Origin of the sequence: Ideonella margarita (assembly GCF_038066635.1) — a bacterium.
Taxonomy (GTDB): Bacteria; Pseudomonadota; Gammaproteobacteria; order Burkholderiales; family Burkholderiaceae_C; genus Ideonella; species Ideonella margarita.
Genome location: NZ_JBBUTI010000005.1, coordinates 1 through 24,913 on the forward strand (window position 1 = coordinate 1; position 24,913 = coordinate 24,913).

Below are 24,913 nucleotides of genomic sequence, written 5' to 3' on the forward strand. Positions count from 1 at the left end.
CGATGCTCCTGCACCAAGCGCACAGCGCGCTCGCGGACCTCAGGTGAGAACTTGTTCGACTTGTTCATGGCTCCATCTTCTCAAGAGTTGGAGCCTCCTGAAAACCCGGGGCGCTTCACCGGGGGGCCATGATGCCAGTCACCTTTCCCGCTGTACCCGCACTGCCGCCACGCAAAACTCTGCGCCCCGAACGGCTCGGTCAACCACTGCCACCGCTAAAGTCACCGCGCCTGTTGGCGCAGCTTCGTGAACGGTTGCGCTTCATGCATTACAGCCTCCGAACCGAGGAGGCATACGTTTATTGGGTCAAGGCCTTCATCCGCTTTCACGGCTTGCGGCATCCCGCCGAGCTGGGCGGGTCCGACGTGGAGGCGTTTCTCACGCACCTGGCAGATGAACGATCAGTGGCGCCCTCCACCCACAGCCAGGCGCTGTCCGCCCTGCTCTTCTTCTACGGCAAGGTGCTGGGCCAGCAACTGCCCTGGCTGAAGGAAATCGGGCATCCGAGGCGGCAACGCCGGCTGCCAGTGGTGCTGACCGTGGAGGAAGTGCGCCACGTGCTGCGCGCCATGGTTGGCGAGCATCAGCTCCTCGCACAGCTGCTGTACGGCTGCGGTCTGCGGATCACCGAAGCGCTGCGGTTGCGCGTCAAGGATGTGGACTTCGGCCAGCGCGCGTTGATCGTGCGAGAAGGAAAGGGAGCGAAAGACCGCGTGGTGATGCTGCCGCAGACATTGGTGCCGGCACTGCGTGCTCAGCTGGGCCTGGCGCGTTCCCTGTGGGCTGCAGACGTGGAGGCCGGTACCGCCGGGGTTGAGATGCCACATGCGCTGGAGCGCAAGTACCCGCGCATGGGGTCAAGCTGGCCGTGGTTCTGGGTGTTCCCTCAAGACCACCATTCAACAGATCCGGTCAGCGGCGTGATCCGCCGGCATCACCTCTACGACCAGACCTTCCAGCGGGCGTTCAAGCGCGCCGTTCAAGCCACAGGCCTCGCCAAGCCGGCCACGCCACACACCCTGAGGCATTGCTTCGCAACCCACCTGCTGCAGAGCGGCACCGACATCCGCACCGTGCAAGAGTTGCTCGGGCATTCAGATGTCGCCACGACGATGATCTACACCCATGTGTTGAAGATGGGCGGCGGTGCGGTGCGTAGCCCCCTCGACGCGCTTGCTCAAGAGGGCTGACGCGGCCGTATCCGTCTGCCCTCACTCCGCGTCTTTGCGTCCACCAGTTGCCCCAGGGCGCAGCATGGCCTCACGCAAGGTGTCAGAGGGCAGCTCGCCGAACTCCTGCCGGTAGACGCGCACCAGGGTGGCGGCATGGTTGAAGCCGAACTGCGCCGCCAGCTGATGAATTGGTACGTGCCCGCCTTGTGCCATCAAGGCTCGCCGAAAGCCGTCGATTCGCAGGCGCCGGTAATAGGCCGTGGGGGCCTGGTTGTAGACCCGCTGGAAGGCATGCTGCAGCGAGCGCTCTGACGCCCCCGCACGCCGGCACAGCTCCTCCAATGACAAGGGATGCTCCAGGTGCTGCGACATCAGCACCACCGCGCGCTCGATGGCCCGGGCATGCAGCACCGACGTCGGCCGTACTGAGCCGGGCGCAGGCTCAGAGGCGATATGCCCACTCTGAGGAGGCGGCGGGCTCAGCCAGTGAGCCATGCCCGTCACCCCTTGCAGAAACTCGCGCAGCAGGCGCACGGCCTCGATGCGCTCGCGGGCGCGGGCTTGCTCAACGCCGCGCTGCCGCTTGAACACCGCCTGCGCCGTCTGGTGGTCACCCTGGCCCCAGTGCGCGCGCACCAGGTCAAGCAGCCATTCCGGATAACCGGATGCGTGCCCACGGCTGGCCACCCAGTCCATGGTGTGGCGCGCCACTGCCAGGGCCTGGTCATGGTGGCCGGCCAGCATGTGTGCGGTGACGGTGGCGCTGTTGAGCATCTGCGGCGCCCAGTGGTCGCTGGCGCGGGCCCACACCGCGTTGTCCAGCCGCAGCGCCAGCAGAGGTGACAGGGCACCCGTGGCCACCACACGCTCCACCAGCCGCAGGCCACGTGTCAGACGCTCGTCGGCCACGCCCCCGGGCACAGGCTGCACCGGGGCCAGCACCTTCAGCACCGCCTGCAAGGTGCTGCAAAGCGCCTTGTGCTGCGACGCGCTGCTCTCCAGCAACGGGCTCATCGGCAGATCAAACGGCAGCAGGTGCCCCAGCGCCTGAATGCGCCGCACCAGGCTGAACGGCCACCAGATCCAGCCAACCTCCACCAGCCCGACGGACTGGCCCATGGCCGCATCAAAGATGCGGTGAGCCGCCTCGTGCTCGCCCAGCCCGTCAAACAGGAAAGCCAGGTCGCACAGCACCCGCGGGTCGCTCATCGGCAACTGCGATGCCTTTGGCACCACGGACAAGGCAGCAATGAAATGGCTGACCGCCGTGACATGGTTGCCCGCCAGAGATTCGCAGCGCGCCAGCTGACACCCCGCCACGCGCCACACATCGGCCGCATCCGCCAGCCGCGCCGTGCGCTGCACGCCGTGCCACATCTGCATCACGGCACTGACATGGCCGGTGTCTGACAGGCGCCGCGCCAGCAGCCACTCAGCCTGCAGGCGACTGGGCGCGTCCAGGTCGGGGTGAACCTGCAGCGCGCTGTAAAGCGCCTGCACGGTCGATGAGGTCAGCTCGATCGCTTCAGGCAGCGAATGGATTCGATCCAGCAAGTGGATGTGGGCAGAGGACACGCGATCAATCCGTTGTAGGGAACGGATGCACTGTCTCGGCGGCCACCTTGCAGCGTCAAGCGACAGGCTTGCCAGCGCCTGCCAATGCCGCGTCTTTTGAAACCACTGTCAGACGCCCCAGGCGGGAGCGCGCACAACTTCACGCAGGCGTCAGGCCACGCTATCGAAGCGATGGATGAGGCTGGCGTGCTTGTCCCGCACTGCCATGAAGTTCACGCCAGGCGCTTGCGCTGAGCCATTGAAGAGCGACTGCAGGAAGGCCAGCGCGAAGTCTTGCGTGGCCTGTTTGACCCGGGCGTTCAGCTCCGGGCCACCCGGGCCGGTGCGGTCGGTGAAGATGCTGTGCGAGCCGCCTTCAAACACCGCCAGCGCCTTCTGCCGGCTGCCCATCGCCTGGTACACCGCCAGGCGGTCTTCAACCGGGCTGTGATAGCCGGGCACGTTGATCACGTCTTCGGTGGTGGTGATGTGCAGCGTGGGCACGGTGATGGGGCCGAGGATGCGGCTCAGATCACGCTCGCCATAAAACGGCGGTGACGACAACAGCAGCGCGCCCTTCAGCAAGGGCTCAGCCAGCTGCAGCACCTCACCGCCGCGCTGCACACGCGCACCGGCCGCCAGCATGGTGGTGTTGGCGCCGTAAGAGTGGCCGCCCGCGGCAATGCGAGACGCATCGATGCGCGGGGCCAGTTCGGGCTGCGCCAGCAAGGTGGTCAATGCAAAGTGCAGGTCGGCGGCACGGGCACGGGCTTCCACTTCATCGGCCGCTTTCTGCAGGCGCCCCACCAGCGTGAACGGGTTGCCGAACCACAGATTGCGGTCACTGCCCACATGCTGCAGGTGCAGGCAGGCGATGCCATTGGCCGCGAGGTGCTTGCCGAGGTAGCTGTAGCCCAGCCTGGACCCGCCGATGCCGTGCGAAAACACCACCAGTGGCACAGGCTGGCTCGCCTCAGGCAGATACAGCCGAACAGGCACAGCGCGGTCGCGGGTCGCGTCGGCCCAGTCCATGTCGATGGTGCGGAAGGTGGGTGGCGCTTCAACACCGGCCACCACACCGCCGGCAGCATCCTGCGCACACACCCGGCCCAGCGCCAGGCTGCCCAGCGCCACGCCCCCGGTGAGTGCCAGCAGTCGGCGACGCGTCAGGCGTGGGGCCATCAAGGCTCGATCAGGTTTCATGAAGTGCTCCGGGAAGTCGGCACCCAGCGGCGCCATTGGCGTGCGCTGAACTGCACCAGATCATCGACGTAGGTGAAGATCACCGGGATGACCAGCAGGCTGAGGAAGGTGGAGGTGATGAGCCCGCCGATCACCGCCACCGCCATCGGCTGACGGAAGCTCGGGTCGCTGCCCAGCCCCAGCGCAATCGGCATCATGCCGGCGCCCATGGCGATGGTGGTCATCACGATCGGGCGGGCGCGCTTGTGGCAAGCGTCCATCACTGCGTCCCAGCGGCTCATGCCACCGGCGCGGGCAATGATGGCGTAGTCCACCAGCAGGATGGAGTTCTTGGTGGCAATGCCCATCAGCATGATCAGGCCAATGAGCGAGGGCATCGAAAACGCGCTCTTGGTCAGCAGCAATGCCACGAAAGCACCGCCGAGAGAGAGCGGCAGCGCCGCCAGAATCGTGGCCGGCTGCATGAAGCCCTTGAAAAGCAGCACCAGCACGATGTAGATGCACAGCACGCCGGTGAGCATGGCCAGCCCGAAGCTGGCGAACAGCTCTTCCATCACTTCTGCATCGCCCAGCGTGGCCTGGCGCACACCGGCGGGGAGCTGTTGCAGGCTCGGCAGTTTCTGCACGGCCGCAGCCACATCGCCCAGCGGCTGGTTGTTCAGCTCGATATCGAAGTTGATGTTGCGCTGGCGGTCATAACGGTCGATCTGCGCGGGGCCGCTTTCCAGGCCCAGCTTGGCCACCGTTGACAACGCCACTGGCCCCTGCTTGCCGGGCACGGTGAGCTGGCCGATGAGCGCCGGGTCTTGGCGCGCGGCCTCGTTCAACTTCACCACGATGGGCACCTGGCGCTGCGCCAGGTTCAGCTTGGGCAGGCTGCTGTCGTAGTCGCCAGACGTGGCAATGCGCAGCGTGTCGGCCATCGCGGCGGTCGTCGCGCCGGCATCGGCGGCGCGGGCGGCATCCGGCCGCACCACCAGCTCTGGCCGAACCAGGCTGGCGGTAGAGGCAATGTTGCCCAGGCCCGGAATGGTGCGCAGGTCACGCTCCACGGCCTTGGCGGCCTCGGCCAGCGCCACGCCGTCATCGCCTGACAGCACCAGCACATACGCCTCGCCTGAGCCACCCAGACCCACCTTCACGCGGGCGCCGGGCAGCTGCTGCATGCGGGTGCGCAGGTCCGCCTCGATGGCTTGCTTGCGCAGGCCGGGGCGCTCGGCGCGCGGGGTCAGCGTCAGCGTCAAGGTGGCCTTGCGCACTTCCGATGCGCCACCACCGGCGAACGGGTCACTGCCCGAAGCACCGCCACCTACGGCCGTGTACACCTGCTTCACATGCGGGTTCTGCTGCACCAGGGCGCGCGCCTGCTCAGCGGTCTGCAGCGTGTCGCGGAAGGTGCTGCCCGGCGGCAGCTCGATGCTGACCTGGCTCTGGCCGTAGTCATCGGCCGGCAGGAAGCCCGTGGGCAGCAGCGGCACCAGCGCAATCGAGCCGGCGAAGAACACCGCCGCCGCCAGCACCGTGGTGCGGCGGTGGCTGGCGCACCAGCGCACGGCACGCATGTAGCGCGTCATCACCCAGCCATCCGGCGGCTCACCACCGCTGATGGGCTTGAGCAGGTAGGCCGCCATCATGGGTGTCAGCACCCGGGCCACCACAAGCGAGGCGAACACGGCCAGTGCCGCTGTCCAGCCGAACTGCTTGAAGAACTTGCCCGGAATGCCGCTCATGAAGGCGGTGGGCAGGAACACGGCGATCAGCGTGAAGGTGGTGGCGATCACGGCCAGGCCGATTTCGTCCGCAGCCTCCATCGCGGCCTGGTACGGCGTCTTGCCCATGCGCAGGTGGCGCACGATGTTCTCGATCTCGACGATGGCGTCGTCCACCAGAATGCCCACCACCAGCGACAAGCTCAGCAGCGTCACGGTGTTCACCGAGAACCCCAGCCACGCCATGCCGATGAAGGCCGGCACCACCGACAGCGGCAGCGCCGTGGCTGCCACCAGCGTGGCCCGCCAGTCGCGCAGGAAGAAGAACACCACGATCACGGCCAGGATGGCGCCTTCGTACAGCAGCGTCAGCGAGCCTTCGTAGTCATCCGCCACCTGATCAACCGTGTTGAAGGCCTGGCTGAACTCCACATCCGGATGGGCCGCGCGCAGCTGGTCAAGCACCCGCAGCACACCGGCGTTCACGTCCAGCTCACCAGCGCCACGGCTGCGGGTGATCTCGAAACCCACCACTGGCTTGCCGTTCAGCAGCGCTGCGCTGCGGCGCTCAGCCACCGTGTCGCTGACGGTGGCCACCTGCGACAGCCGAATGCGCCGGCCGTCACTCAAGGGCACATCCAGCTGCGCCAGTTGCTCGGCCGATTGCACCGTGGCGATGGTGCGCACGGTTTGCTCCGCACCACCAAAATCAGTGCGGCCACCACCGGCTTCCTGCTGCACCGCTCGCAATTGCCGCGAGACATCCGACGCCGTGGCGCCCAGAGCCAGCAGCCGGGCCGGGTCCAGCTCTACCCGCACCTCCCGCGTGACGCCGCCCACACGCGCCACCGAGCCCACACCGTTGATGTTGAGCAGCGCCTTGGTGATGTCGTTGTCGACGAACCAGCTCAGCGCCTCGTCGTCCATGCGCGGCGAAGCCACGGTGTAGGTGAGGATGGGGGCGCCCGACAGGTTGAGCTTGCTGATCTGCGGATCACGCAGGTCTGCCGGCAGGTCAGAGCGCACGCGGTTCACCGCATCGCGCACGTCGTCCACCGCTTCCTGGGTCGGCTTTTCCAGGCGGAACTCCACCGTGATGGTGACGCTGCCGTCCTGCACCTTGGTGGTGATGTGCTTGACGCCCTGCAGCGTGGCGAGCGAGTTTTCAAGCTTGCGCGCCACCTCGGTTTCCATCTGCGACGGCGACGAGCCAGGCAGCGAAGCGGTGACGGAGACCGTGGGCAGTTCCAGGTCCGGGAACTGCTGCACCTTCATGCTGTTGTAGCTCATCAGCCCGGCCAGCGTGAGCAGCACGAAGAGCATGACGGCCGGGATGGGATTGCGTATCGACCAGGCGGAAACGTTCATGGCAAGACTTTCACAAACGGGTCGAGGGCATCACTTGGCCGCAGCCGGCGCAGAGGCCGAGGGCGCCGGGTCATTCACCACGCGCACCGTGTCACCGTCGCTGAGGAAGGCGGCACCGCGCTGCACGATGCGGGCATCGGCTGGCACACCGCTCACTGCCACGCGGTCGGCATCGCGCGAAATCACCTGCACCTTGACCTGGCTGACGCGCTGGTTGCTGCCCACGCGCATCACCACCGCATAACCGTCGCGCAGCAGCACGGCGGAAGCGGGCAGCGTCAGGGCCTGGCGGGTGTCGAAGGTGAATTCGCCGCGCGCGAACATGCCGGGGCGCGCGTCGCTGTCAGCTGCCGCTTGCAAATCGACGTAGACCAGGCCGCTGCGGGTGGCGGCGTCCACCGTGGGTGCCACCTTGCGCACCGTGCCGGCCACGGTGCGGCCCGACGGCGTGACCAGCGTGGCCTTCTGGCCAGGCTTGATGCGCACCAGATCGGCCGCAGGCACTTCGGCGCGCCACTCCAGCCGGCCACCGCGGATCATCTTGAACAGCTCGACCCCAGCACCGGCCACCATGCCTACCGTGGCCGGGCGGGCGCAGATGATGCCGTCGTCCGGCGCCAGCACTTGTGTCTGGTTCAGGCGCAGCTGGGCCGCCTGCGCGTTGGCCTTGGCCGACGCTGCACGGGCGCGGGCGGTGAGCTCGGCCGTCAGGTATTGCTGGATCTGCTGGGCGCTCAGGGCGCCACTGTCTTTCAAGGTGCGGGCGCGGTCCGCGTTGGCGATGGCCTCGGCGGCCGTGGCCTCGGCTTCAGCCAGCGCGGCCTGTGACTGCTGCAACTCGGCCCGCACCGTCTCGGCCTGGAAGGTGGCGAGCACCTGGCCGCGGCGCACCCGGTCACCCACATCGGCCTTCAGCTCGGCCAGCCGCAGGCCGTTCACCTCGGCGCCAATCAGCGCTTCTTGCCAGGCCGTGATGTTGCCGTTCGCCGAAAGCACGGCCGGCACCTGCGTGGACGCGGGCTGCACCACGCTCACCGTCAGCGCGGCCTTGGCAGGTGTCGAGGCGCCGTTGGCGGGGGCCGGCGTCTGGGCATCACTGGCTTCCGCCAGCAGCATCAACGCCAGCACACCGGCCGCGCCCAGGGTGAGCGACAACAAGCGGGGCGACAGGCCCCGGTGCTGCTCCAGGGCGCGCAGCGAGGTGGTGGTGAAGGTGGACAGGCGTGGCTTCATGGTCGTGGCTCGATGTGCGGTCGCACGGTGTTCGGGGGGCGGTCACAGGGCGGCGCCTGTTGACGCGGTGTTCAGTTGCGCAGGGGGCGCGCTGACGTTCGGGCTGACGTTCGGGCTGACGTTCGGGCTGGCGTTCAGCGAGGTCTCGGCAGACCAGCCGCCGCCCAGCGCGCGGTACAGGGCGATCCAGGCCGCGGCCTGTTCACGTTGCGCGTCCAGATGGGCACGCTGGGCCTGCAGCCAGTTGCGGCGGGCGTCTTCGGCGTCCAGCGCACTGGCCAGACCGGCCATCTGGCGGCTGCGGGTGGCCTGCATGACGCGCTCGAAGCCGGTGGCCGCACGTTGCAGGTCGGCCTGGCGGCGCGTGCCGCTGTCCAGGCGCAACAAGGCATCTTCCACCTCGCGCACGGCCTTGCGCAGTTGATGCTGGTAGGTCAGCGTGGCGGCCTCGTAAGCGGCGCGTGCAGCATCGATGTTGGCGCTGCGTCGGCCGGCATCAAACAACGGCACCGACACCTGCAGCGGCCCGACCGTCCACAGATTGCCAGTGAGGCTGGCACCTTCAAAACGGGTTTGTGCACGGCTGAGTGAGCCGGCCAGGCTGATGCGCGGCCAGCGCTGGGCCTCACTGCCCTGCACATCGGCCGCAGCAGCTTCCAGCGCGCGGGCGCTGCTGTAGAGGTCAGGCCGTTGCTGCAGCAAGGCAGCCGGCACGGTGTTGACCTGCCACTGCGCCGGCTTTGGCAACACCCCGGTGCGCGCCTGCAGGCGTTGCCGCAACTCAGCCTCGTCGAGCGCGGTGAGTACCGCCAGCGCCTTGATCGACTGGGCGCACTGCGTCTGTCGCGCATCTGCCTGAGCTGATGCGCTGGCCGCTGCCGCCTCCATCAGCGACTGCGCACTGGCGGATTCAAACCCGGCGCTGGTGAGCAACGCGGACAGGCGCGCCGTGGCGGCACGCGACTGCGCATCTTGCTGCTCGCTCGCGGCCTGGGCTTCGCAGGCCCGCAGGTCGAGGTAGCTGTTGGCGGTTTCAGCCGCCACCGCCACGCGGGCGTCGTGCCAATCGGCATGGGCACCGTCGGCGCGTGCCTGCGCGGCGTTGCGCGCGGCACGGCCGGCGCCGAACAGATCGATCTCCCAGCTGGCGGACAAGCCCGCGCTGCCGGTGCTGACGATGGGGCTGGCCAGATCGGCCCGCGTGCGCAGCACCTGGGCGGAAGCGTCTACCGAGGGCAGCAGCGCAGCCCCGGCCGCCACGCCATTGGCACGCGCCTGCGCGAGGCGGCTGCCAGCGCTGGCGATGTCGGGGCTGGCCTGCTGTGCGGCCGCCACCAGGCTGGCCAGCAGCGGGTCATCAAACTGCTGCCACCACTGGGTGAGCGACGCGAGTGTGCCGCCGTGCGGCAGCGGCGCTTGCCAGTTGGCTGCCGGCGCCGTGGGCGTTGCTGCCTCGGCGCTGGCCGCTCGCGCGCTGGTGGTTACCACGCTGGCAGCCAGCGCCACCGCAGTCAGGGCACAAACCACGCGCAGCGGCGCCGGGCCTGGAAAGAATGGGCGAAGGACGGACAAGGCGGTCACTCCCGGGAGTTGGTCGTTGCGGTGGACGCGAGGCTGGATGCGGGCAGAGATACCGGCTTGCTGCGTCTCGTTGGTACAGGCGCTGCAGCACGGAGCGCCGGCTGCCCGGCACGCCGCTCAGCCTCATGCGCCACCAACGCCTTGGCGAAGCGCACCAGCGTCTCCCCCCAGCGCGCCACATGCCCGTCGCCCTGGTTGAGCTGCGGCGCCACGGCTGCAATCACGTCGTGGCCCACATGCAAGTGCACGCCCAACGCCGACAGGGCAATGACCAGGCGGTGAATGTCATCGTCTACTTCAGCCACGCCCAGATGACGGCACATGGCCTGCGCCAGCAGGTTGTGCATAGGCTGGATGCCGTGCTGCACCTCCTGGGCCCACAAGCCCGTGGGCTCCAGCATTTCGCGCATGCGCAGCTTGATGCACCAGCGGCCGGTGTCGCCGTCCATCAAGGGCATCAGAAAGCACTCGTAGAAGCCGGCCAGCACCTCGTCGAGCGACAGATCGCCACCACCGAAGCGAGCCATGTCTTCCTCAGGCGTGGTCAGCGGCTCGAAAAACACCGCCTTGTACAGCCCCGCCTTGTCCCCGAAGTAGTAGCGGATGGCCGCCACGTTCACCTCGGCAGCCTGGGCCAGATCACGGGTGGAGGTGCGGGCATAGCCCTGCTCGGCGAAGAGCCGCAAGCCGGCTTCCATCAAGCGCGCGCGGCTGGCTTCGCCGTCGGCGCGAGGGAGTGTGGCCGGGGCGGGCGACGAGGAATCGATGGACGGGCGGGTGGGCATGGTGCGGCAGCATACCGAAGTTAATCAATCGCTTGATTAACTTACTATACCGAATGGTTATTGTTTAGCCCTTTCGGTTTCAAAAGATCGCCATCCGGTCCGCCAGTTCGGCTTTGATGGGTCGGTGCGCAGCGAAAAGTGCACATCCCATCGTGCTGGGTGCCAAAGTTATTTCTTACTTGCCGACGGCGAAACGCCCACTTACCGTGGAGGCATTCCAACAACCAGTTCGACGACGATGCACGATCACAGACTCAGGCAAGACGGCGCTTTGCGGGCGCTCGGTAGCGTGCGTCAGCTGCGGCTGATGGACACCACACCGGGTACTGAAGCGGCGTCAGCCGGCCACTGTGGCGCCTTGGCCGTGGAGTGCGCCGAGGGTGTGGTCGTGGTGTGGTCCCCCGCGCGCATGGGCCGCCTGGGCATTCGGCCGAACAACCAGACAAGACAGCACCTGTGCTGGAGCGTGATGGACCTTGAAAGCTGGCGACTTCGCCTGGCCGATTGGCGCAACACCCTCGCGGCCATGGGGAGCGTTGAGGCCGTGTCGGCAATCCCCATGCAGCCGCTTGGCGGTGGGGCTGCCCTGCATCTCAGCCACATCGAACAGGACGGGCACACCGGTCTGCTGCAGGCCTGCGACGATCGCCTCCAAGTGCACTTCGGCACTGCCCGGGACGGCGCTGTGACATGGCGCCGCGACGCGACACCGGCCCCTGAAGACCCGGCGCTGCCAGCCGGCCTGCTGCCAGCCACCCGCGTCACGGTGACCCACGCCGCCGGCACCTTTCAAAGCGCGGAGTTCGAAGGCTGGCCTCTGGCTTGGCGCCGGGCCTGCGCGGCCGAGATGGGCCTGGCTCCTGACGCGCCTGTCAACCACTGCGGGCTGCTGCCCCTGGGCAAACTCGCCGACCACATCCTTCAAACCTGGACCTGCCGGGCCCTGGCAGTGCGGCTCACCAACCTGCCACTGCTGCGGAGGCGCCTGCAGCACCTGCCCAAGCCGCGCCAGCTGGGCAGCATCACCGAGCCCCTGCTCTCCTGCTGGTGGCCGCTGTGGCTGGCAGGCGCCGAAGCCAGTGCGACACCCTCTCTCCTTGCTACGGAACACGCTGAATGAAAGTTAGCCTCGTACAACTGGACGCCGGCACTGACTGGCGGCATGAAGAGCTCGCGGACTGGCTGGCCCAAGCGCCGCCCGCCGACCTGGTGGTCTTCCCGGAAAGCTACCCCTTCTGGCGGAGCGCCGGCATCAACCACCGCACCGCCATCGCGCGCCTGGAGGCAGCTGCGCAGCAACACCCCGAGCGCAGCTTCATTGCCGGCGGCTATGTGGCCGATGAGGGCCATGACAGCACGCGCATCCTGCGCAATCGCAGCTACCTGGTGCATGGCGGCCATGTCGTGGACACCTATGACAAGCAGGTGGTGTTCCAGAACGAGCAGTTCTGCCCCGGCCAGATCGTCAAGCTGTTCGCGTGGGGCGCACACCGCTGCCTGCCCCTGATCTGTGCCGACGCTGACACTGGCCCCGAGGCCGATTTCATGGCCTCGCTGGTAAGGCGGGCGCGCGCCGCCGGGGCCGGGCCGGGCGTGCCCATCATCGTCAGCTCCTTCGGCGCGATGCTGACCGAGCCCTACTGGACCGAGTCACTGCACCACCTGGCCAATACCCTCAACGCCTCCGTGCTGATCTGCGGCATTGCCGGTACCAGCACCACCACTTTTATCTACAGCATTGAAGACGGCGGCGACGGCAAGCGGCACCCCTACGGCGGCGGTGGCAGCGGCCTGTTCATTCCGAACAAGTCGGAGCCGAAGCAATACACCGAGCCCGGCTTCGTGACGGTGGACCTCGATACGCTGCAAACCCGCTGGCGAGCGTTCCGCTGATCGCCCGCGGGGCCTCAAGCAGAATCAACGCCTTCAGAACAAGGAGACAACATGGCGAGCTATCAAGGCGGCTGTTTGTGCGGCCAGGTGCGATTCAGCCTCAACGCCGAGCCGGTGGCATCGCGGGTGTGCTGGTGCCGCGATTGCCAGAAGCTGGCCGCCAACGGCACGGCCAACGCCATCTTCCCGACCGAGGCCTTGCACATCACCGGCTCCACCAGCGCGTTCACCAGCACGGCTGACAGCGGCAATGAGTTGCGGCGGCGCTTCTGCCCGACCTGCGGCAGCCACCTGTTCGCGGATTCCTCCGGCCGACCGGGCATGACGGTGGTACGCCTCGGCACACTGGACGACCCCTCGGCCATTCAGCCCACGGCCAACATCTGGGCCGCGAGTGCACCGGCGTGGGCCTGTCTCGACACCGCATTGGCGCGCAGCGACAAACAGCCTCCGCCACCTGGCCAGGCCACACTCCGATGAAGCACCCTCGATGAAACCCATCACCCGACGCATTCTTCAAGCCGTGCTGTACGAAGCCGTGGCGATCGCCGTGGTGGGGCCGCTGCTGAGCCTGGCCTTCGATGAACCCGCCAGCTCCACCCTCGGCCTGGCTGTGGTGATGTCCACCGTGGCGCTGGCCTGGAACTACGTCTTCAACGCCCTTTTCGAGCGCTGGGAAACCCGCCAGACCATCAAGGGCCGCTCATTGGCGCGGCGGCTGGCGCATGGCATCGGCTTCGAGGGCGGGCTGGTGGTGATGCTGATCCCGGTGATGTCGGTCTGGCTGCAAATCACCCCGCTGCAGGCCTTCGTGGCCAACCTCGGCCTGCTGGCGTTTTTCTTCTTCTACGCCATCGGTTTCACCTGGGTGTTTGACAGGGTCTTTGGGCTGCCGGCGTCAGCGCTGGCGCACGAGGCCCTTGAGGCTGAAACCGGAGGGCCATGACCCTCCTTCCGCTTCTCCTCTGACCCGATCAGCGCGCGCAGTGCTTCAAGCGCCTTGAGCCAGCAGCCACGCCATCGCCGCAGACACCGTCACCATCTGCGCTTCATTGCACTGGGCGGGTGTGGCGCGCGGGCTGTCGGGGTAGACCTCGGTCGTCGTGACGAAGCGGGCATCGGTCAGGCCACCGCACAAGCCCAACGGGCGCTTGTTGTAGTGGATGACACCGGGCTGCTTCATGGGTGAGCCAATCAGGCAACCATCGGCATCGGGCTCGGCGATGTGCGTGACCTCGCGCACCGCCTTGATCAGCGCGCCCTGGAATTCGGGCTCCGGGCGCGGGGTATCGCCCACCAGGTAGAAGCCATCGGGGATGGGATGCGGCACAAAGGTGTTGCCGTCGCGCGCAGCTTTGGCCGGGCCGAATTCGCTGTTGTCGGTGTCGGTGGTTTCGTGCAGGTCCACATGCAAGTCCACCCGGGGCGCATGGGCGGCCACGCAGGCCATGGCCAGCGCCGCCTCACCCGCCGGGCTGTCGGCGCGGAACTGGCGATTCGGGTCCAGCGCATCGGGGTTCCAGCGGTTGATGGTTTCGTAGCCCCACGGGCTGATGCACGGCAGCACCAGCAGGTTGACCAGGCCCACATGCCGGGCGAACTCCTGACGGATCCACTGCAGCGCGCCCTGCACGCCGCTGGTCTCGTACCCATGCACGCCGCCGGTCACCAGCACGGTGGGCAAGTCGTCACGCCAGTCGCGGCTGCGCACGGCCATCAGCGGGTAGGTGCCCAGGCCCAGGCGGGTGTAGTCCAGCTCACCGTACGAGAACAACTCAGCCTCACCCGGCACGCCCGCCAGCAGCGGCGCCAGCACCTCGTCCTGGTAGCTGCGGCGCAGCGGCTGGCGAGCCAGCCAGGCGGCCCGCTCAGGTGCAGCCCAAGGCTGGCCGGGGGTGCCGACGGGGTACGGGGCGGGAGCAGCGTGAGAAGTGGTCATGGTGAGGCAAGGCGCAGGCGGCGCAGAAGTGTTGAATGACAGCCGGCCCCACGATACAGCGCATGGGCTGGTTGGCCCATCACGCAGATGACACCTCAACCGGCAGCAGCTCCGCCATCCAGCGCAGCATGCCACCGCCCATATTGGCCACCTGCGTGAAGCCTGCCTTCTGCAACAGCACCACCGCCTGGGCCGAGCGCGCGCCCGATCGGCACACCGCAATCAACGGACGAGCAGGATCGAGTTCACCCACCCGGGCCATCAGCTCAGGCAGGGGCACAGACAGCGCGCCTGGAATGTGGCCGAGGCTGTCGTTGAATTCCTGCGGCTCTCGCACGTCGATCAGTTGCAGCGCTGGCAGGGTTCGTGCGGCCAGCAACTCTTCCAGTGCCGCTGGCCGAATTTCCCACAGGCCACCAAAGGTGAAGGTCAGCGGCGCCCAGTCAGGCTGAACAGGCAAGGCGCCCGTGCCCTCGGGCCGGCCGCACTGCAGGTTCGCCGGCACGGCCACCGCCATCTGCTTCGGATGCGGCAAGCCGAGGTGCTGCATGTAGCCGGTGAAATCAGCCTCGCTCGCATCACCGCCCAGCCGCGGGTTGAAGCGCAGCTCTTCGGCCACGCTGGTGACGGTGACGCCGCGGTAGTCATGGCCGGGATAGAGCAAGCAGCCGGGCGGCAGCGACAGGATCTGCTCACGGACCGAGCGGTACAGCGTGGCGGCAGAGCCCTGCTGGAAATCCGTGCGACCGCAACCCCGGATCAAGAGACTGTCGCCGGTGAAGGCCATGCTGTGGTCGTCGAGCACATAGCTCAGGCAGCCGTTGGTGTGGCCGGGCGTGGCACGCACCTCCAGGTGTCGGTTGCCGAAGCTCACGCGGTCGCCATGCTGCAAGGCGCGGTCGACGTTGGCTGCGCCCGCAGCACGGGACAGCAGGATCTCGCTGCCGCAGCGCTGCTTCAGCAACCAGGCTGCGGTGACGTGGTCGGCATGCACATGGGTGTCGAGCGTGGCTACCAGGCGCAAGCCACATTCGCGCACCAGGGCCAGGTCGCGCCGCTCGTTGTCATACACGGGGTCGATCAGCACCGCCTCGCCCGAGGGCAGATCGCCCAGCAGGTAGGTGTAGGTGGACGAGGTCGCGTCAAAGAGTTGTCGGAAGACCAGCATGCTCAGCCTTTCACGAGAAACTTGTCATGCAGCACCATGCCCGCGAGCATGGCCGCCACGAAGATGGCCGCCGAGCCCAGGCCGCTGTTATGCGCGGCTCCCAGCTCGGCACCCAGCGCCACCAGGGCCGGACCCGGGCAGAAGCCGCCAATGCCCCAGCCGATGCCGAACAGCACACCGCCCAGCACCAGGCGGCGGTCGATGGTGCGGTCGGTGGGTATTTCCATCGGTGCGCCGCTCCAGGCCAGGCGGCGCCGGGCAGCGCGGGCGAACAGCACGATGCCCAGAACAACCGCGCCGCCCATCACCAAGGCCAGGCTGGGGTCCCAGGCGCCGGTCAGATCGAGGAAGGCTTTCACTTTCGCCGGGTTGGTCATGCCAGCCAGGATCAAGCCCAGACCAAACAACAGGCCGCTGAAAAATCCGATCAAGGAGCCCATGGTGCGCTCCTCAAACCACGTGCCGCAGCGCGAACACGGTGACGAAGCCCGCCCCCATGAAGGCCGCCACGTTCACCAACGAGCGCAACGAAAAGCGGCTCAGGCCGCACACGCCGTGGCCACTGGTGCAGCCGTTGCCCATGCGCGCGCCCACACCCACCAGCAGGCCCGCCAGCACCAGCGCGGGTGCGCCCACATCCACCGTCACCGGCGGCAAAGGCTGCACCACTTGCCACAGCCAAGGCGCCAGCAGCAAGCCGCCCACAAAGGCCAGGCGGTGCGCCTCGGCCCGCAGGCCGGTGCGCGCCAGCAGCGCGTTGATCGGCCCGGCCACGATGCCCGCAATGCCGGCGATGCGGCCATGGCCGAACAGGTACAGGCCGGCGGCCAGCGCCAGCAGCAGGCCGCCCAGCAGGGACGCCCAGGGGGTGAAGTGGATCCAGTCGATGGTCATGGCGCAGCGTGGCGATGTTCAACGTTGCCCGCATGATGCGGGAAAAGGTCGGTCAGAGGCGGGTGAAGGAGACGAAGGTGGCATGCCGCTCACGCCAGCATCGCCTCCAGCGCCTGCCCGGCCTGGCCCATGGCGGCAGACAAGGCCTGCAGCTCGGCGGCTGAGCTAGCGCTGGTCATGGCAGACACCACCTCGGCCTGTATCTGGCGGGCCTGCGTGGCCAACGCTTCGCCTTCGGGCGTCAGGCTCAGGCGCCAGACGCGGGCGTCCAGCGCATCGGCCTCTCGCTGCAGCCAGCCCTGGGCCACCAGCCGGCTCACCAGCATGCTGACGCCGCTCTTCGCCACGAAACAGCGCTGCGCTAACTGCTGCTGGCTCATGCCCGGCGTGGTCAGCAGGTTAACCAGCACCTCGTGCTCGGGCAGGCGCAGGCCCAGCCCGGCCAGGCGCTGGGTCATCACCGCATCACACAGGTGGTAGGTGCGCACCACGCTCAGCCAGGCCTGCATGGCCGGGGCGCTCACGCTGGCGGCTTTGCGGCTGCGGGCACGGGCGCCGGCGGGCAAGGTGTCTGTCTGGGCCATCGGCTTGGGCATCGGGCGCTCCACATGAAGTTCAATATTGAACTAGACTGTTCTGAATTGAACCAACTGTAACGCCAGAATGAATCTCTACCTGCGCCTGCTCTGGACCCTGCTGCGGGCCCGCCGCCTGCCACCCCTGGTGGTCGGCCAGACCCTTGAGCGCGAATTCCGCGTGTTGCCGAACGACCTCGACGCCAACGGCCACATGAACAATGGCCGCTACCTCACGCTGATCGACCTGATGCTGATCGAGTACTTCGTGCGCACCGGCTTCGCCCGCGTGATGTTCAAACGCGGCTGGCGGCCCATGGCGGGCGGCTCGTTCATCACCTATCGCCGCGGCCTGCAGCCCTTTCAGCGCTACACCCTGCGCTTCCGTCTGGAGGCCAGCGACCGGAGCTGGAACTACATGCGCTTCGAGTTCGTTGATGGCGACCGCCTGTGCGCTGCCGGCTACACCAAGGGCGCGGCAGTGGGCAAGGGCGGCCTGGTATCGAACGAGGAGTCTTACGCCGCGCTCGGCATGCCGCCGCTGGCCGCCGCCATGCCCGCCGCCGTTCAGCACTGGCTGGACGGTGAACGCAGCCTGATGAACACCCCCTGGTGAACCCGCAGGGGCGCCGGCCCCGGTGCATGTGATCATCCGCGCCCATGAGCACCGCCCCCACCCGCCCGTCTGATCGATCCACCGATCGTCCTTTCGACATCATCCTGTTCGGCGCCACCGGCTTCACCGGCCGGCTGGTGGCTGAATACCTGCTGGCCCGCTTCGGCGATCAAGGCCAGACCCTGCGCTGGGCCATGGCCGGCCGCAGCCTGCCGAAGCTGGAAGCGCTGCGCAGCGAACTCGGCGCCTCGCACACGCTGCCCCTGATCGAAGCCGATGCAGGTGACGCCGGCGCGATGACCCAACTCGTGGCGCAAGCCCGCGTGGTCATCACCACGGTCGGGCCCTACCAGCGCCACGGTGAAGCCCTGGTGATGGCCTGCGCGCGCGCCGGTACCGATTACGTCGACCTGTGCGGCGAACCTGCCTGGATGGCGAAGATGATTCCGCTGCTGCAGGGCCCGGCCGCCGACAGCGGTGCGCGCATCGTGTTTTCCTGCGGCTTCGATTCGGTCCCGTTCGACCTGGGCGTGCTGTACCTGCAGCACGCCGCCACCCAGCTGACCGGCGCGCCGCTGGCCCAGGTGCACGGCCGCGTGAAGGTGATGAAGGGCGGCATGTCGGGCGGCACGCTGGCCAGTGCGCTGGCCACCATCGAAGCCATGGGCAAAGACCCGGCACTGGCCCGCACCATGGCCAACCCGTTCGCGCTGACGCACGGCTTCACCGGCCCACCGCAACCCGCGGGTGATGACGCCGCCTACGACGAGCTGGCCGGCGCCTGGACCGGCCCGTTCGTGATGGCACCGATCAACACCAAGAACGTGCACCGCACCAACGCCCTGCGCGGCCACCCCTGGGGCACGCAGTTCGTCTACGACGAGCGCATGCTCACCCGCGATGAAAGCCGCGCCCGCAGCCTGGCGCGGCAATCGAAGCTGCAGACCCGCCTGCTGGGCATCGGCCCGGTGCGTGGCCTGATGCAGCGCTTCCTGCTGCCCAAGCCGGGCCAGGGCCCCAACCAGCATCAGCGCGAAACCGGTCGCTACGAGGTGCTGTTCATGGGCCGCACGGCCGACGGGCGCAAGCTCACCACGAAGGTGACCGGCGACCGCGATCCGGGCTACGGTTCCACCTGCAAGATGATCAGCGAAAGCGCCTTGTGCCTGCTGCAGGACGTGGACCAGCGCATGACACCCGGCGGCGTGTGGACCGCGGGCGCTGCCATGGGCCTGACACTGGTCAAGCGCCTGGAAACCCACGCCGGGCTGACGTTCTCGATGGTGGATTGACGGTGTCCAAGCGGGCGCAAACCGTTAACTAGTGCGCCTGGCGCTGTGGCTTGCACGGCGCAGGCCGGTGTGTTGGAAGCACTTCAGCAGGACAATCGATGTCATGAAATGAGGTGTTTGATCACCGCATTTCCGGCGGCGCTGCAAGGCGCCGCATGCACTCGCTGCTCTGGCCCTCACCGGCCCAACAGCGCCGGCCGGCACCTCGCCCCACCAGGACGAGGATGCCGGTTGTCCACACACGGCTGAGTCCGGCGTGCTGGCGTGCCAGGCCCAGGCTGCGTCTTCCGCAGGTGGGGTGTGCCATGCCGTGCGTCAGGCCTGCCCAGAAAGCCTGCACCCATGCGCCCCGCCCTGTTGACCCGCCACCTCCGCCCCGCCACCCTGCTGGCCCTGGGCTCAGCCACCTTGTTGTTGGCCGCCTGTGGCGGCGGGAGCCAGGACAGCACCGTACAGGCCGCAGGCAATACGGTGATGGCGGCCGAGACGTCCGCCGACCGGGCCGCAGCCGAGGCCGCGCGCACCCAGAGCGTCAACCCGACTTTCCACATGGCGCCGCTGGTGCCCGTGCAGCCTGATGACATCGACGCCGATGGCACCGAGAGCAGCGCCCTGCGCGCACCGCAGCAACAAGTGCTCAGCCCTGAAGCCGCACGCGTCAGCACGCTGCGCCTGACGCCTGACGAGCTGACCGACGCGCTCGGCCGCTCACGCGCACTCGGCGCATCGGCGCTGGCCACCACGCCGAAGGTCAACACGGTCTACACCCCGGCGCAGATCCGCGCGGCTTACGGCCTGCCGGCCCTGACGGCCGCCCCCGCCGAGCTGGGCGCAGGCCAGACGATCTACATCGTCGATGCCTACGATGACCCCAAGATCGAGGCCGAGCTCGCTGCCTTCAACACCAAGTTCGGCCTGCCGGTCTGCACCAAGGTGGCGATTGCCGCCAATGCCACGCTGCCGCTGGCAGCCGCGCCCACCACGGGCTGCACCTTCTCGAAGGTCTACGCCACCGCCGCCGGCAAGATGACCGCCACCGCCCCGGCCTACAACGCCGGCTGGGCGGGCGAAATTGCGCTCGACGTGCAATGGGCGCATGCCATCGCACCGAAGGCGCGCATCGTGCTGATCGAGGCGGCCAGCGCCAACAACAACGACCTGCTGGGCGCCGTGCAACTGGCCAACGCGATGGGCCCGGGCGTGGTGTCGATGAGCTTCGGCGGCGCCGAATCGAGCTACACGAGCACCTGGGACTCGGCCTTTGGTGGCAGCGGCATGAGCTACGTCGCCTCCACCGGTGATTCGGGCTACGAAGTGAACTGGCCTGCGGTCTCCAGCAAGGTGCTGGCGGTGGGGGGCACCTCGCTGAGTTATGACGGCAGCGCAGCCCGCAGCGAAGCCGCCTGGTCAGGCGCTGGTGGTGGCCTGAGCGCCTATGTGACGATGCCGTCCTACCAGTCTGGCGTGACCATCCCGGGGCAAACCGCCACCAAGATGCGCGGCGTGGCCGACGTCAGCTTCAATGCCGACCCGAACACCGGCCAGTACACGGCCATCATGTCGTCCACGGCCACCAGCGCCACCTTCTACTCTTACGGCGGAACCAGCGTGTCCGCACCGCAATGGGCGGGCCTGCTGGCCGTGGCCAATGCCAAGCGCGCCGCCGCCGGCAAGGGCACCCTGGGCCAGGTGAACACCGCGCTCTACACCGGCATCGCTGCCAATGCCAGCACCTACGCCAGCGCCTTCTATGACGTGAACACCGGCAACAACGGCGGTTGCGCAGCCTGCTCGGCACGCACCGGCTTTGATGCACCGACCGGCCTGGGCACGCCACAAGCCGCCGCGCTGCTGGCCCAGTTGAGTGGCGCCGCCGTGCCCACGCCGCCGCTGCCGGCCGCCAACCTGCCCACCGGCCGTGCCGCCACCGCCTGGACGGCCACCTGGGCCGCCACAGACAGCCTGGGCAACCCGCTGACGTACACCATCACCGGTGCACCCGCTGGCCTCACCGCCACCAGCAGCGGCGTGCTGAGCTGGGCCACCCCGGTGGCGGGCACTTACAGCTTCAAGGTCACGGTCACATCCAGCAGCGGCCAGCAGGTGAATGGCACGGTCAGCCTGGTCATCAACAAGGTGACCGCAGCGCCGGTGTTTGTCAGCGTCAATGCCAATGCCAGCACCGGCGTGGCCTTCACATTGCAACTCAAGGGCACCAGCGCGGCTGGCCTGGCATTGAGCTATGCGCTGGGCGCCAACGCCCCCAGCGGCATGACGATGAGCGCCACCGGCCTGATCAGCTGGCCCAAGCCGGTAGCCGGCACCTACACCGCGCTGGTGCGGGTGAGCGACACCAACGGCGGTGTGACTGAAGGCACCGTGACCATCACGGTCACCACGCCCAACCGCGCCCCGGTGATGCCGACGGCCAGCGTGACCGTGCCGATCGGTGTGTCGTGGACGCTGCGCGTGGTCGGGGCCGACCCGGACGGCGACGCCATCACCTACAGCGCCACCGGCATGCCCTCGGGCATGACGATCAGCACCGCCGGTGAAGTGAAATGGGCCAAGACCGTGAAGGGCAGCTACAAGGTGACGGTAGCGGGCAAGGATGCCCGCGGCCTGAGCGGCTCCGGCGTCATCTCGATCACGGTGAAGTGACCGGCACGAGGCACGCCCGTCAGGTCTTGGGCTTGACGAGCGTGACCTCGAACTCGGTGCCCGACGGGTGCCGGAAAACGATCTTCTTGGGCTCGCCCGGCACGAAGTTCATGTGCGGACGCAGTGACAGCGCGTTGCCGCCCGGCACCTGCTGTCCTTCAACGCGAACAATCTGATCGCCCGCCAGCACGCCGGCAGCTTCAGCCTGCGAGCCCGGCTTCACCTCGCTCACCACGACCTTGGCCACGGTGAGGCCCAGCATGCCCTCCGTCTCGACCTTCAGCGCCATGCCGATGCCGGGCTTGGCCGGCGCCTTGGCAGCGTCCTGAGACTCTGCCCGGGCAACACCCGCGCCGAGCGCGATCAGAGCAGCCAGGACAACATGGGCGGCTGGCCGACGGTGGTTTGATTTCATGCGGTTCGCGTGGCCGGCAAAGGCCCGCTGTCGGGGTGGAGGAGCCCGCAGCTTAACCGTGCTGGCCGGTGGCCGGTTTGCCGCGTGTCCTGGCGGGCTTGCGGCAGAGCTCGGCTTCGCGCGCAGCGGTGATGATCTCCCGATCGTCGCGCTGGTCGAACAAGGCCTCGCGCACTTCGGGCCGGGCCTCGTAGGTGCGCATCAGGCGCACCCAGGTGGAGAGCAGGTTCGGGCAGGTCTCGCAGACGGCCGCCACGATCTCGCGGCGCCGGGCAGCGTCGTAGCCTTCCTCGCCGCGCCAGTGCTCGCAGGCTTCGCGGCGCTCCAGGTAGCTGCGCACGTCTTTCGGCAAGGCCAACCCGGTGGCGGGCTCACCAGCGGGGCTGGCCAGCGCAGCCAGCGGCAGCACCATCAGGGCCGCAACAGCTGCGATGCGCCCAGCCCACCGACTCACAGGTAGAAGGCCTCGACATTGCCCTTGATCTTGACGGTCAGCGGACGGCCCCTGCGGTCGACCGACTTGCCCACCGGCACCTTGATCCAGCCTTCGCTGATGCAATATTCCTCGACGTCAAAGCGCTGCTTGTCGTTGAAGCGGATGCCGATGTCGTGCTCGAAGATGGCGGCCACATGGAAGGGGCTGCGCGGGTCCACCGACAGGTGATCGGGCAGCTCGGGGCGGGCGGCTACCGGCGCGGCTGCAGCGTTGGTGGTGTCGGGTGCGTTGTTGGTGTCGGTCATGATCGAATTCAAGAGGGGTTGGGCCAATCAGCCTTGCAGGCCGGCGAACACGTTCTGCACGTCTTCGTTGGCATCCAGTGCAGCCAGGAAGGTTTCCACCTCCTCCAGCTGCTCGGCATTCAGGGTGGAAGCATCCACCGGGTTCTTCGGGCGATAGCCCAGCTTGGCCGACAGCACGGTGAAGCCCTGGCCCTGCAGCGCGCGGCTCACCAGGTCCAGGTCGGTCGGGTCGGTCAGGAAAAGCGTGGCGCCGTCGTCGGCGGGCTCGAAATCCTGGGCGCCGGCTTCGATCGCGGCCACTTCCGGGTCAGCGCCCGGGGCGGTGGGCTCGGCTTCGATCAGGCCGACATGGTCAAAGTCCCACGACACCGAACCCGAGGTGCCCAGCTGCCCCTTGCGGAACAGCACGCGCATCTCGGAGGCTGCACGGTTCACGTTGTCGGTCAGACACTCCACCATCACCGGCACGCGGTGCGGCGCAAAGCCCTCGTAGATGGCGTGCTCGAAATGCACCGCCTCGCCGGTCAGGCCGGCGCCCTTCTTGATGGCGCGCTCCAGCGTGTCCTTGGGCATCGACACCTTGCGGGCCTGTTCCACCACCAGACGCAGACGCGAATTGGCAGCCGGGTCAGCGCCGTGACGGGCGGCGATCATGATGTCCTTGGCGAGTTTGCCGAACAGACGACCCTTGGCGTTGGCGGCCAGGTCCTTGTGCTTTGCTTTCCACTGCGCGCCCATGGCTGCCGCTTCCTTGTGTACGTGCCCCCGGCCCTTGGCGACGTGCCGGGTCAGGGGTGGCGGATTTTATGCGGCAAGGCGGCCCGCCAGGCGCACAGTGGTCAGGGCACGGCCGCGCCGGCCATCAGGGCGTCCAGCGCCTGCTGGTCTTTCACGGTGTTCAGCGTGCGGTCGATCAGGCTTCCGGTGTCCCAGTAGAACGGCACCAGGCCATGGGCCAGCGCGCGCTGGGTCACCACCTTGAAGTAAGCAGCGCGGCTGGCCAGATGCAACTGCAGCGCCTCGCCAGTCAGCTCGGTGCGGCTGACGGCGCCGAACTCGCCCACGATCACCGGGATGCCCTTGTCGACGAAGCGCTGCTTCATCAGGCCGAACATCTCGTCAACGGTGGCTTCCTCGCCCCAGGTCGGGTTGTGGGCCGTGTCGGTGGCTGAATGGTTGCCGGCGCCCCAGTAGTAGAAGGCGTTGCCCCAGCTTTCGTCCTTGAGCTGGCCGGCAAAGCCCCAGGGCGTGTAGTAGTGCACCTCGGCCATCAGGCGGCCGGCCACGGTGTCGGTGGGCCAGCCGGTCATCAGGGTGCTGGTGAGCTGCACATCGGTGCTCGGCCCCTGCACGATGAGCGTGCGCCAGGCGTTGCGGCCGCCAGTGGCGCGCACCGCATCGATGAAGGTCTGGTGATAGCGCATCAGCACGGCCATCTGTTCCGCCGTCTTCACGTTCGGCTCATTGGCGCCGGCGAACATCAGGCGGCCATCCACGTCCCGCAGGTGGGTGGCGATCTGCTGCCAGAAGGCGCGCTGCTTGTCGACGTTGGCGGCCTGGCGCTCAGGCGTGACGTTCTCTTCCAGCCAGCCACCGTCCCAGTGGATGTTGACGATGACGCGCAGGTCAGCGTCGATGCACCAGCCCACCACCTCCTTCACACGGTCGAGCCAGGCAGCGTCGATCTTCGCGGTGGTGGCATCGGCGTACTGGTCCCACGAAACGGGCAGACGGATGGCGGTGAAGCCGGCGGCCTTGGTGGCCAGCACGAACTCGCGGGTGATCTTCGGATTGCCCCAGGAGGTTTCCGACTTGCCGCCCACCGCCTCCAGCGTGTTGCCGATGTTCAGGCCGATGCGGATCTTCGGTGCGATCTGCACGGCGGTGTCGGCCATGCCGGTGGCGTCTGCGGCCAGCGGGCGGGTGTTGTAGTCGGGGTAGCGGCTGGTGATGGATCCACCACCACTTGAGCCAGCGCCTGAACTGCCCCCTGAGCTGCCCCCGGCGGCTGTGGCGGAATCGGCGCCACCGGAGCCGCAGCTGGTCAGCACCGCGGCGAGGAGCAAGGGCAGGAGGCGGGCATGGCGCCAGAGTGAAGACATCAACATCGGGGC

General features: G+C 67.8%; 24 protein-coding genes. 8 read left to right on the plus strand and 16 right to left on the minus strand.

The features are described from left to right. Positions 1-131 precede the first annotated feature (131 nt). Entirely contained in the window at positions 132-1,190 is a 1,059-nt protein-coding gene (locus AACH00_RS07520) for an integron integrase (protein ID WP_341398830.1), read from the plus strand. 21 nt (positions 1,191-1,211) lie between these two features. Here the strand turns inward: AACH00_RS07520 and AACH00_RS07525 are convergent, their stop codons facing one another. The 6 genes from AACH00_RS07525 to AACH00_RS07550 all read right to left on the minus strand — a co-directional run bounded on the left by AACH00_RS07525 (position 1,212) and on the right by AACH00_RS07550 (position 10,605). Next, positions 1,212-2,747: an AraC family transcriptional regulator gene (locus tag AACH00_RS07525; RefSeq protein WP_341398476.1), complete on the minus strand. Its 1,536-nt coding sequence runs from the start codon at positions 2,745-2,747 to the stop codon at positions 1,212-1,214. A gap of 150 nt (positions 2,748-2,897) precedes the next feature. After that, positions 2,898-3,929, minus strand: coding sequence for an alpha/beta hydrolase family protein (locus AACH00_RS07530; RefSeq protein WP_341398477.1), 1,032 nt, complete (start codon positions 3,927-3,929; stop codon positions 2,898-2,900). After that, on the minus strand, positions 3,926-7,006 hold the full coding sequence (locus tag AACH00_RS07535; RefSeq protein ID WP_341398478.1) for an efflux RND transporter permease subunit: 3,081 nt from the start codon (positions 7,004-7,006) through the stop codon (positions 3,926-3,928). Before AACH00_RS07535 ends, AACH00_RS07530 begins: the two co-directional genes overlap by 4 nt. A 30-nt stretch (positions 7,007-7,036) precedes the next feature. After that, a complete protein-coding gene (locus AACH00_RS07540) occupies positions 7,037-8,239 on the minus strand; it encodes an efflux RND transporter periplasmic adaptor subunit (RefSeq protein WP_341398479.1) in 1,203 nt (400 codons plus the stop codon). A 42-nt stretch (positions 8,240-8,281) separates the two neighbouring features. Beyond that, positions 8,282-9,811, minus strand: a complete 1,530-nt coding sequence (locus tag AACH00_RS07545) for an efflux transporter outer membrane subunit (RefSeq protein WP_341398480.1) — start codon at positions 9,809-9,811, stop codon at positions 8,282-8,284. Positions 9,812-9,816: 5 nt separating this feature from the next. Continuing rightward, positions 9,817-10,605, minus strand: a complete 789-nt coding sequence (locus AACH00_RS07550) for a TetR/AcrR family transcriptional regulator (protein ID WP_341398481.1) — start codon at positions 10,603-10,605, stop codon at positions 9,817-9,819. A 307-nt stretch (positions 10,606-10,912) separates the two neighbouring features. Between AACH00_RS07550 and AACH00_RS07555 the strand changes: the two genes are divergently transcribed. Genes AACH00_RS07555 through AACH00_RS07570 form a run of 4 tightly spaced genes read left to right on the plus strand, consistent with a single transcriptional unit; the run spans position 10,913 to position 13,444 of the window. Then, a complete protein-coding gene (locus AACH00_RS07555) occupies positions 10,913-11,725 on the plus strand; it encodes a hypothetical protein (RefSeq protein ID WP_341398482.1) in 813 nt (270 codons plus the stop codon). Continuing rightward, positions 11,722-12,498 carry a hypothetical protein gene (locus AACH00_RS07560; RefSeq protein WP_341398483.1) on the plus strand — a complete coding sequence of 259 codons (777 nt, stop codon included), beginning with the start codon at positions 11,722-11,724 and terminating at the stop codon, positions 12,496-12,498. The genes AACH00_RS07555 and AACH00_RS07560 overlap by 4 nt, the downstream gene beginning before the upstream one ends. Positions 12,499-12,549: 51 nt before the next feature. Beyond that, positions 12,550-12,978, plus strand: a complete 429-nt coding sequence (locus tag AACH00_RS07565; protein ID WP_341398484.1) for a GFA family protein — start codon at positions 12,550-12,552, stop codon at positions 12,976-12,978. A gap of 10 nt (positions 12,979-12,988) precedes the next feature. After that, the gene (locus AACH00_RS07570; protein WP_341398485.1) at positions 12,989-13,444 is read left to right on the plus strand and encodes a PACE efflux transporter; all 456 of its coding nucleotides are present in this window, start codon (positions 12,989-12,991) and stop codon (positions 13,442-13,444) included. Positions 13,445-13,489: 45 nt separating this feature from the next. On the opposite strand, the gene AACH00_RS07575 is transcribed toward AACH00_RS07570, so the two are convergent. The 5 genes from AACH00_RS07575 to AACH00_RS07595 all read right to left on the minus strand — a co-directional run bounded on the left by AACH00_RS07575 (position 13,490) and on the right by AACH00_RS07595 (position 17,095). Further along, positions 13,490-14,437 (minus strand): M14 family metallopeptidase, encoded by a 948-nt coding sequence (locus AACH00_RS07575; RefSeq protein WP_341398486.1) that lies wholly within the window; start codon positions 14,435-14,437, stop codon positions 13,490-13,492. A 79-nt stretch (positions 14,438-14,516) separates the two neighbouring features. Continuing rightward, entirely contained in the window at positions 14,517-15,602 is a 1,086-nt protein-coding gene (locus tag AACH00_RS07580; RefSeq protein ID WP_341398831.1) for an MBL fold metallo-hydrolase, read from the minus strand. 5 nt (positions 15,603-15,607) lie between these two features. Beyond that, positions 15,608-16,045 (minus strand): DUF6691 family protein, encoded by a 438-nt coding sequence (locus AACH00_RS07585; RefSeq protein ID WP_341398487.1) that lies wholly within the window; start codon positions 16,043-16,045, stop codon positions 15,608-15,610. A 10-nt stretch (positions 16,046-16,055) separates the two neighbouring features. Then, positions 16,056-16,499, minus strand: coding sequence for a YeeE/YedE family protein (locus tag AACH00_RS07590; RefSeq protein WP_341398488.1), 444 nt, complete (start codon positions 16,497-16,499; stop codon positions 16,056-16,058). An 89-nt stretch (positions 16,500-16,588) separates the two neighbouring features. Continuing rightward, positions 16,589-17,095, minus strand: a complete 507-nt coding sequence (locus AACH00_RS07595) for a MarR family winged helix-turn-helix transcriptional regulator (RefSeq protein ID WP_341398489.1) — start codon at positions 17,093-17,095, stop codon at positions 16,589-16,591. A 67-nt stretch (positions 17,096-17,162) separates the two neighbouring features. Here AACH00_RS07595 and AACH00_RS07600 point away from each other — a divergent pair, with 67 nt between their 5' ends. The 3 genes from AACH00_RS07600 (at position 17,163) to AACH00_RS07610 (ending at position 21,643) form a co-directional block, all read left to right on the plus strand. Next, on the plus strand, positions 17,163-17,690 hold the full coding sequence (locus tag AACH00_RS07600) for a thioesterase family protein (RefSeq protein WP_341398490.1): 528 nt from the start codon (positions 17,163-17,165) through the stop codon (positions 17,688-17,690). Positions 17,691-17,734: 44 nt separating this feature from the next. Beyond that, entirely contained in the window at positions 17,735-18,982 is a 1,248-nt protein-coding gene (locus AACH00_RS07605; protein ID WP_341398491.1) for a saccharopine dehydrogenase family protein, read from the plus strand. Positions 18,983-19,324: 342 nt separating this feature from the next. Then, positions 19,325-21,643, plus strand: coding sequence for a S53 family peptidase (locus AACH00_RS07610; protein WP_341398492.1), 2,319 nt, complete (start codon positions 19,325-19,327; stop codon positions 21,641-21,643). A 19-nt stretch (positions 21,644-21,662) separates the two neighbouring features. On the opposite strand, the gene AACH00_RS07615 is transcribed toward AACH00_RS07610, so the two are convergent. The 5 genes from AACH00_RS07615 to AACH00_RS07635 form a co-directional block, all read right to left on the minus strand. Then, positions 21,663-22,058: a PDZ domain-containing protein gene (locus tag AACH00_RS07615; protein WP_341398493.1), complete on the minus strand. Its 396-nt coding sequence runs from the start codon at positions 22,056-22,058 to the stop codon at positions 21,663-21,665. Between the two features lie 52 nt (positions 22,059-22,110). Continuing rightward, positions 22,111-22,470, minus strand: a complete 360-nt coding sequence (locus AACH00_RS07620) for a hypothetical protein (RefSeq protein ID WP_341398494.1) — start codon at positions 22,468-22,470, stop codon at positions 22,111-22,113. A 38-nt stretch (positions 22,471-22,508) separates the two neighbouring features. Further along, on the minus strand, positions 22,509-22,799 hold the full coding sequence (locus AACH00_RS07625; RefSeq protein ID WP_341398495.1) for a DUF3297 family protein: 291 nt from the start codon (positions 22,797-22,799) through the stop codon (positions 22,509-22,511). A 27-nt stretch (positions 22,800-22,826) separates the two neighbouring features. Further along, positions 22,827-23,537 (minus strand): YebC/PmpR family DNA-binding transcriptional regulator, encoded by a 711-nt coding sequence (locus AACH00_RS07630; protein ID WP_341398496.1) that lies wholly within the window; start codon positions 23,535-23,537, stop codon positions 22,827-22,829. Between the two features lie 101 nt (positions 23,538-23,638). Beyond that, complete coding sequence (locus AACH00_RS07635) at positions 23,639-24,901, minus strand: glycoside hydrolase family 5 protein (protein WP_341398497.1); 1,263 nt, start codon at positions 24,899-24,901, stop codon at positions 23,639-23,641. Positions 24,902-24,913: the final 12 nt, after the last annotated feature.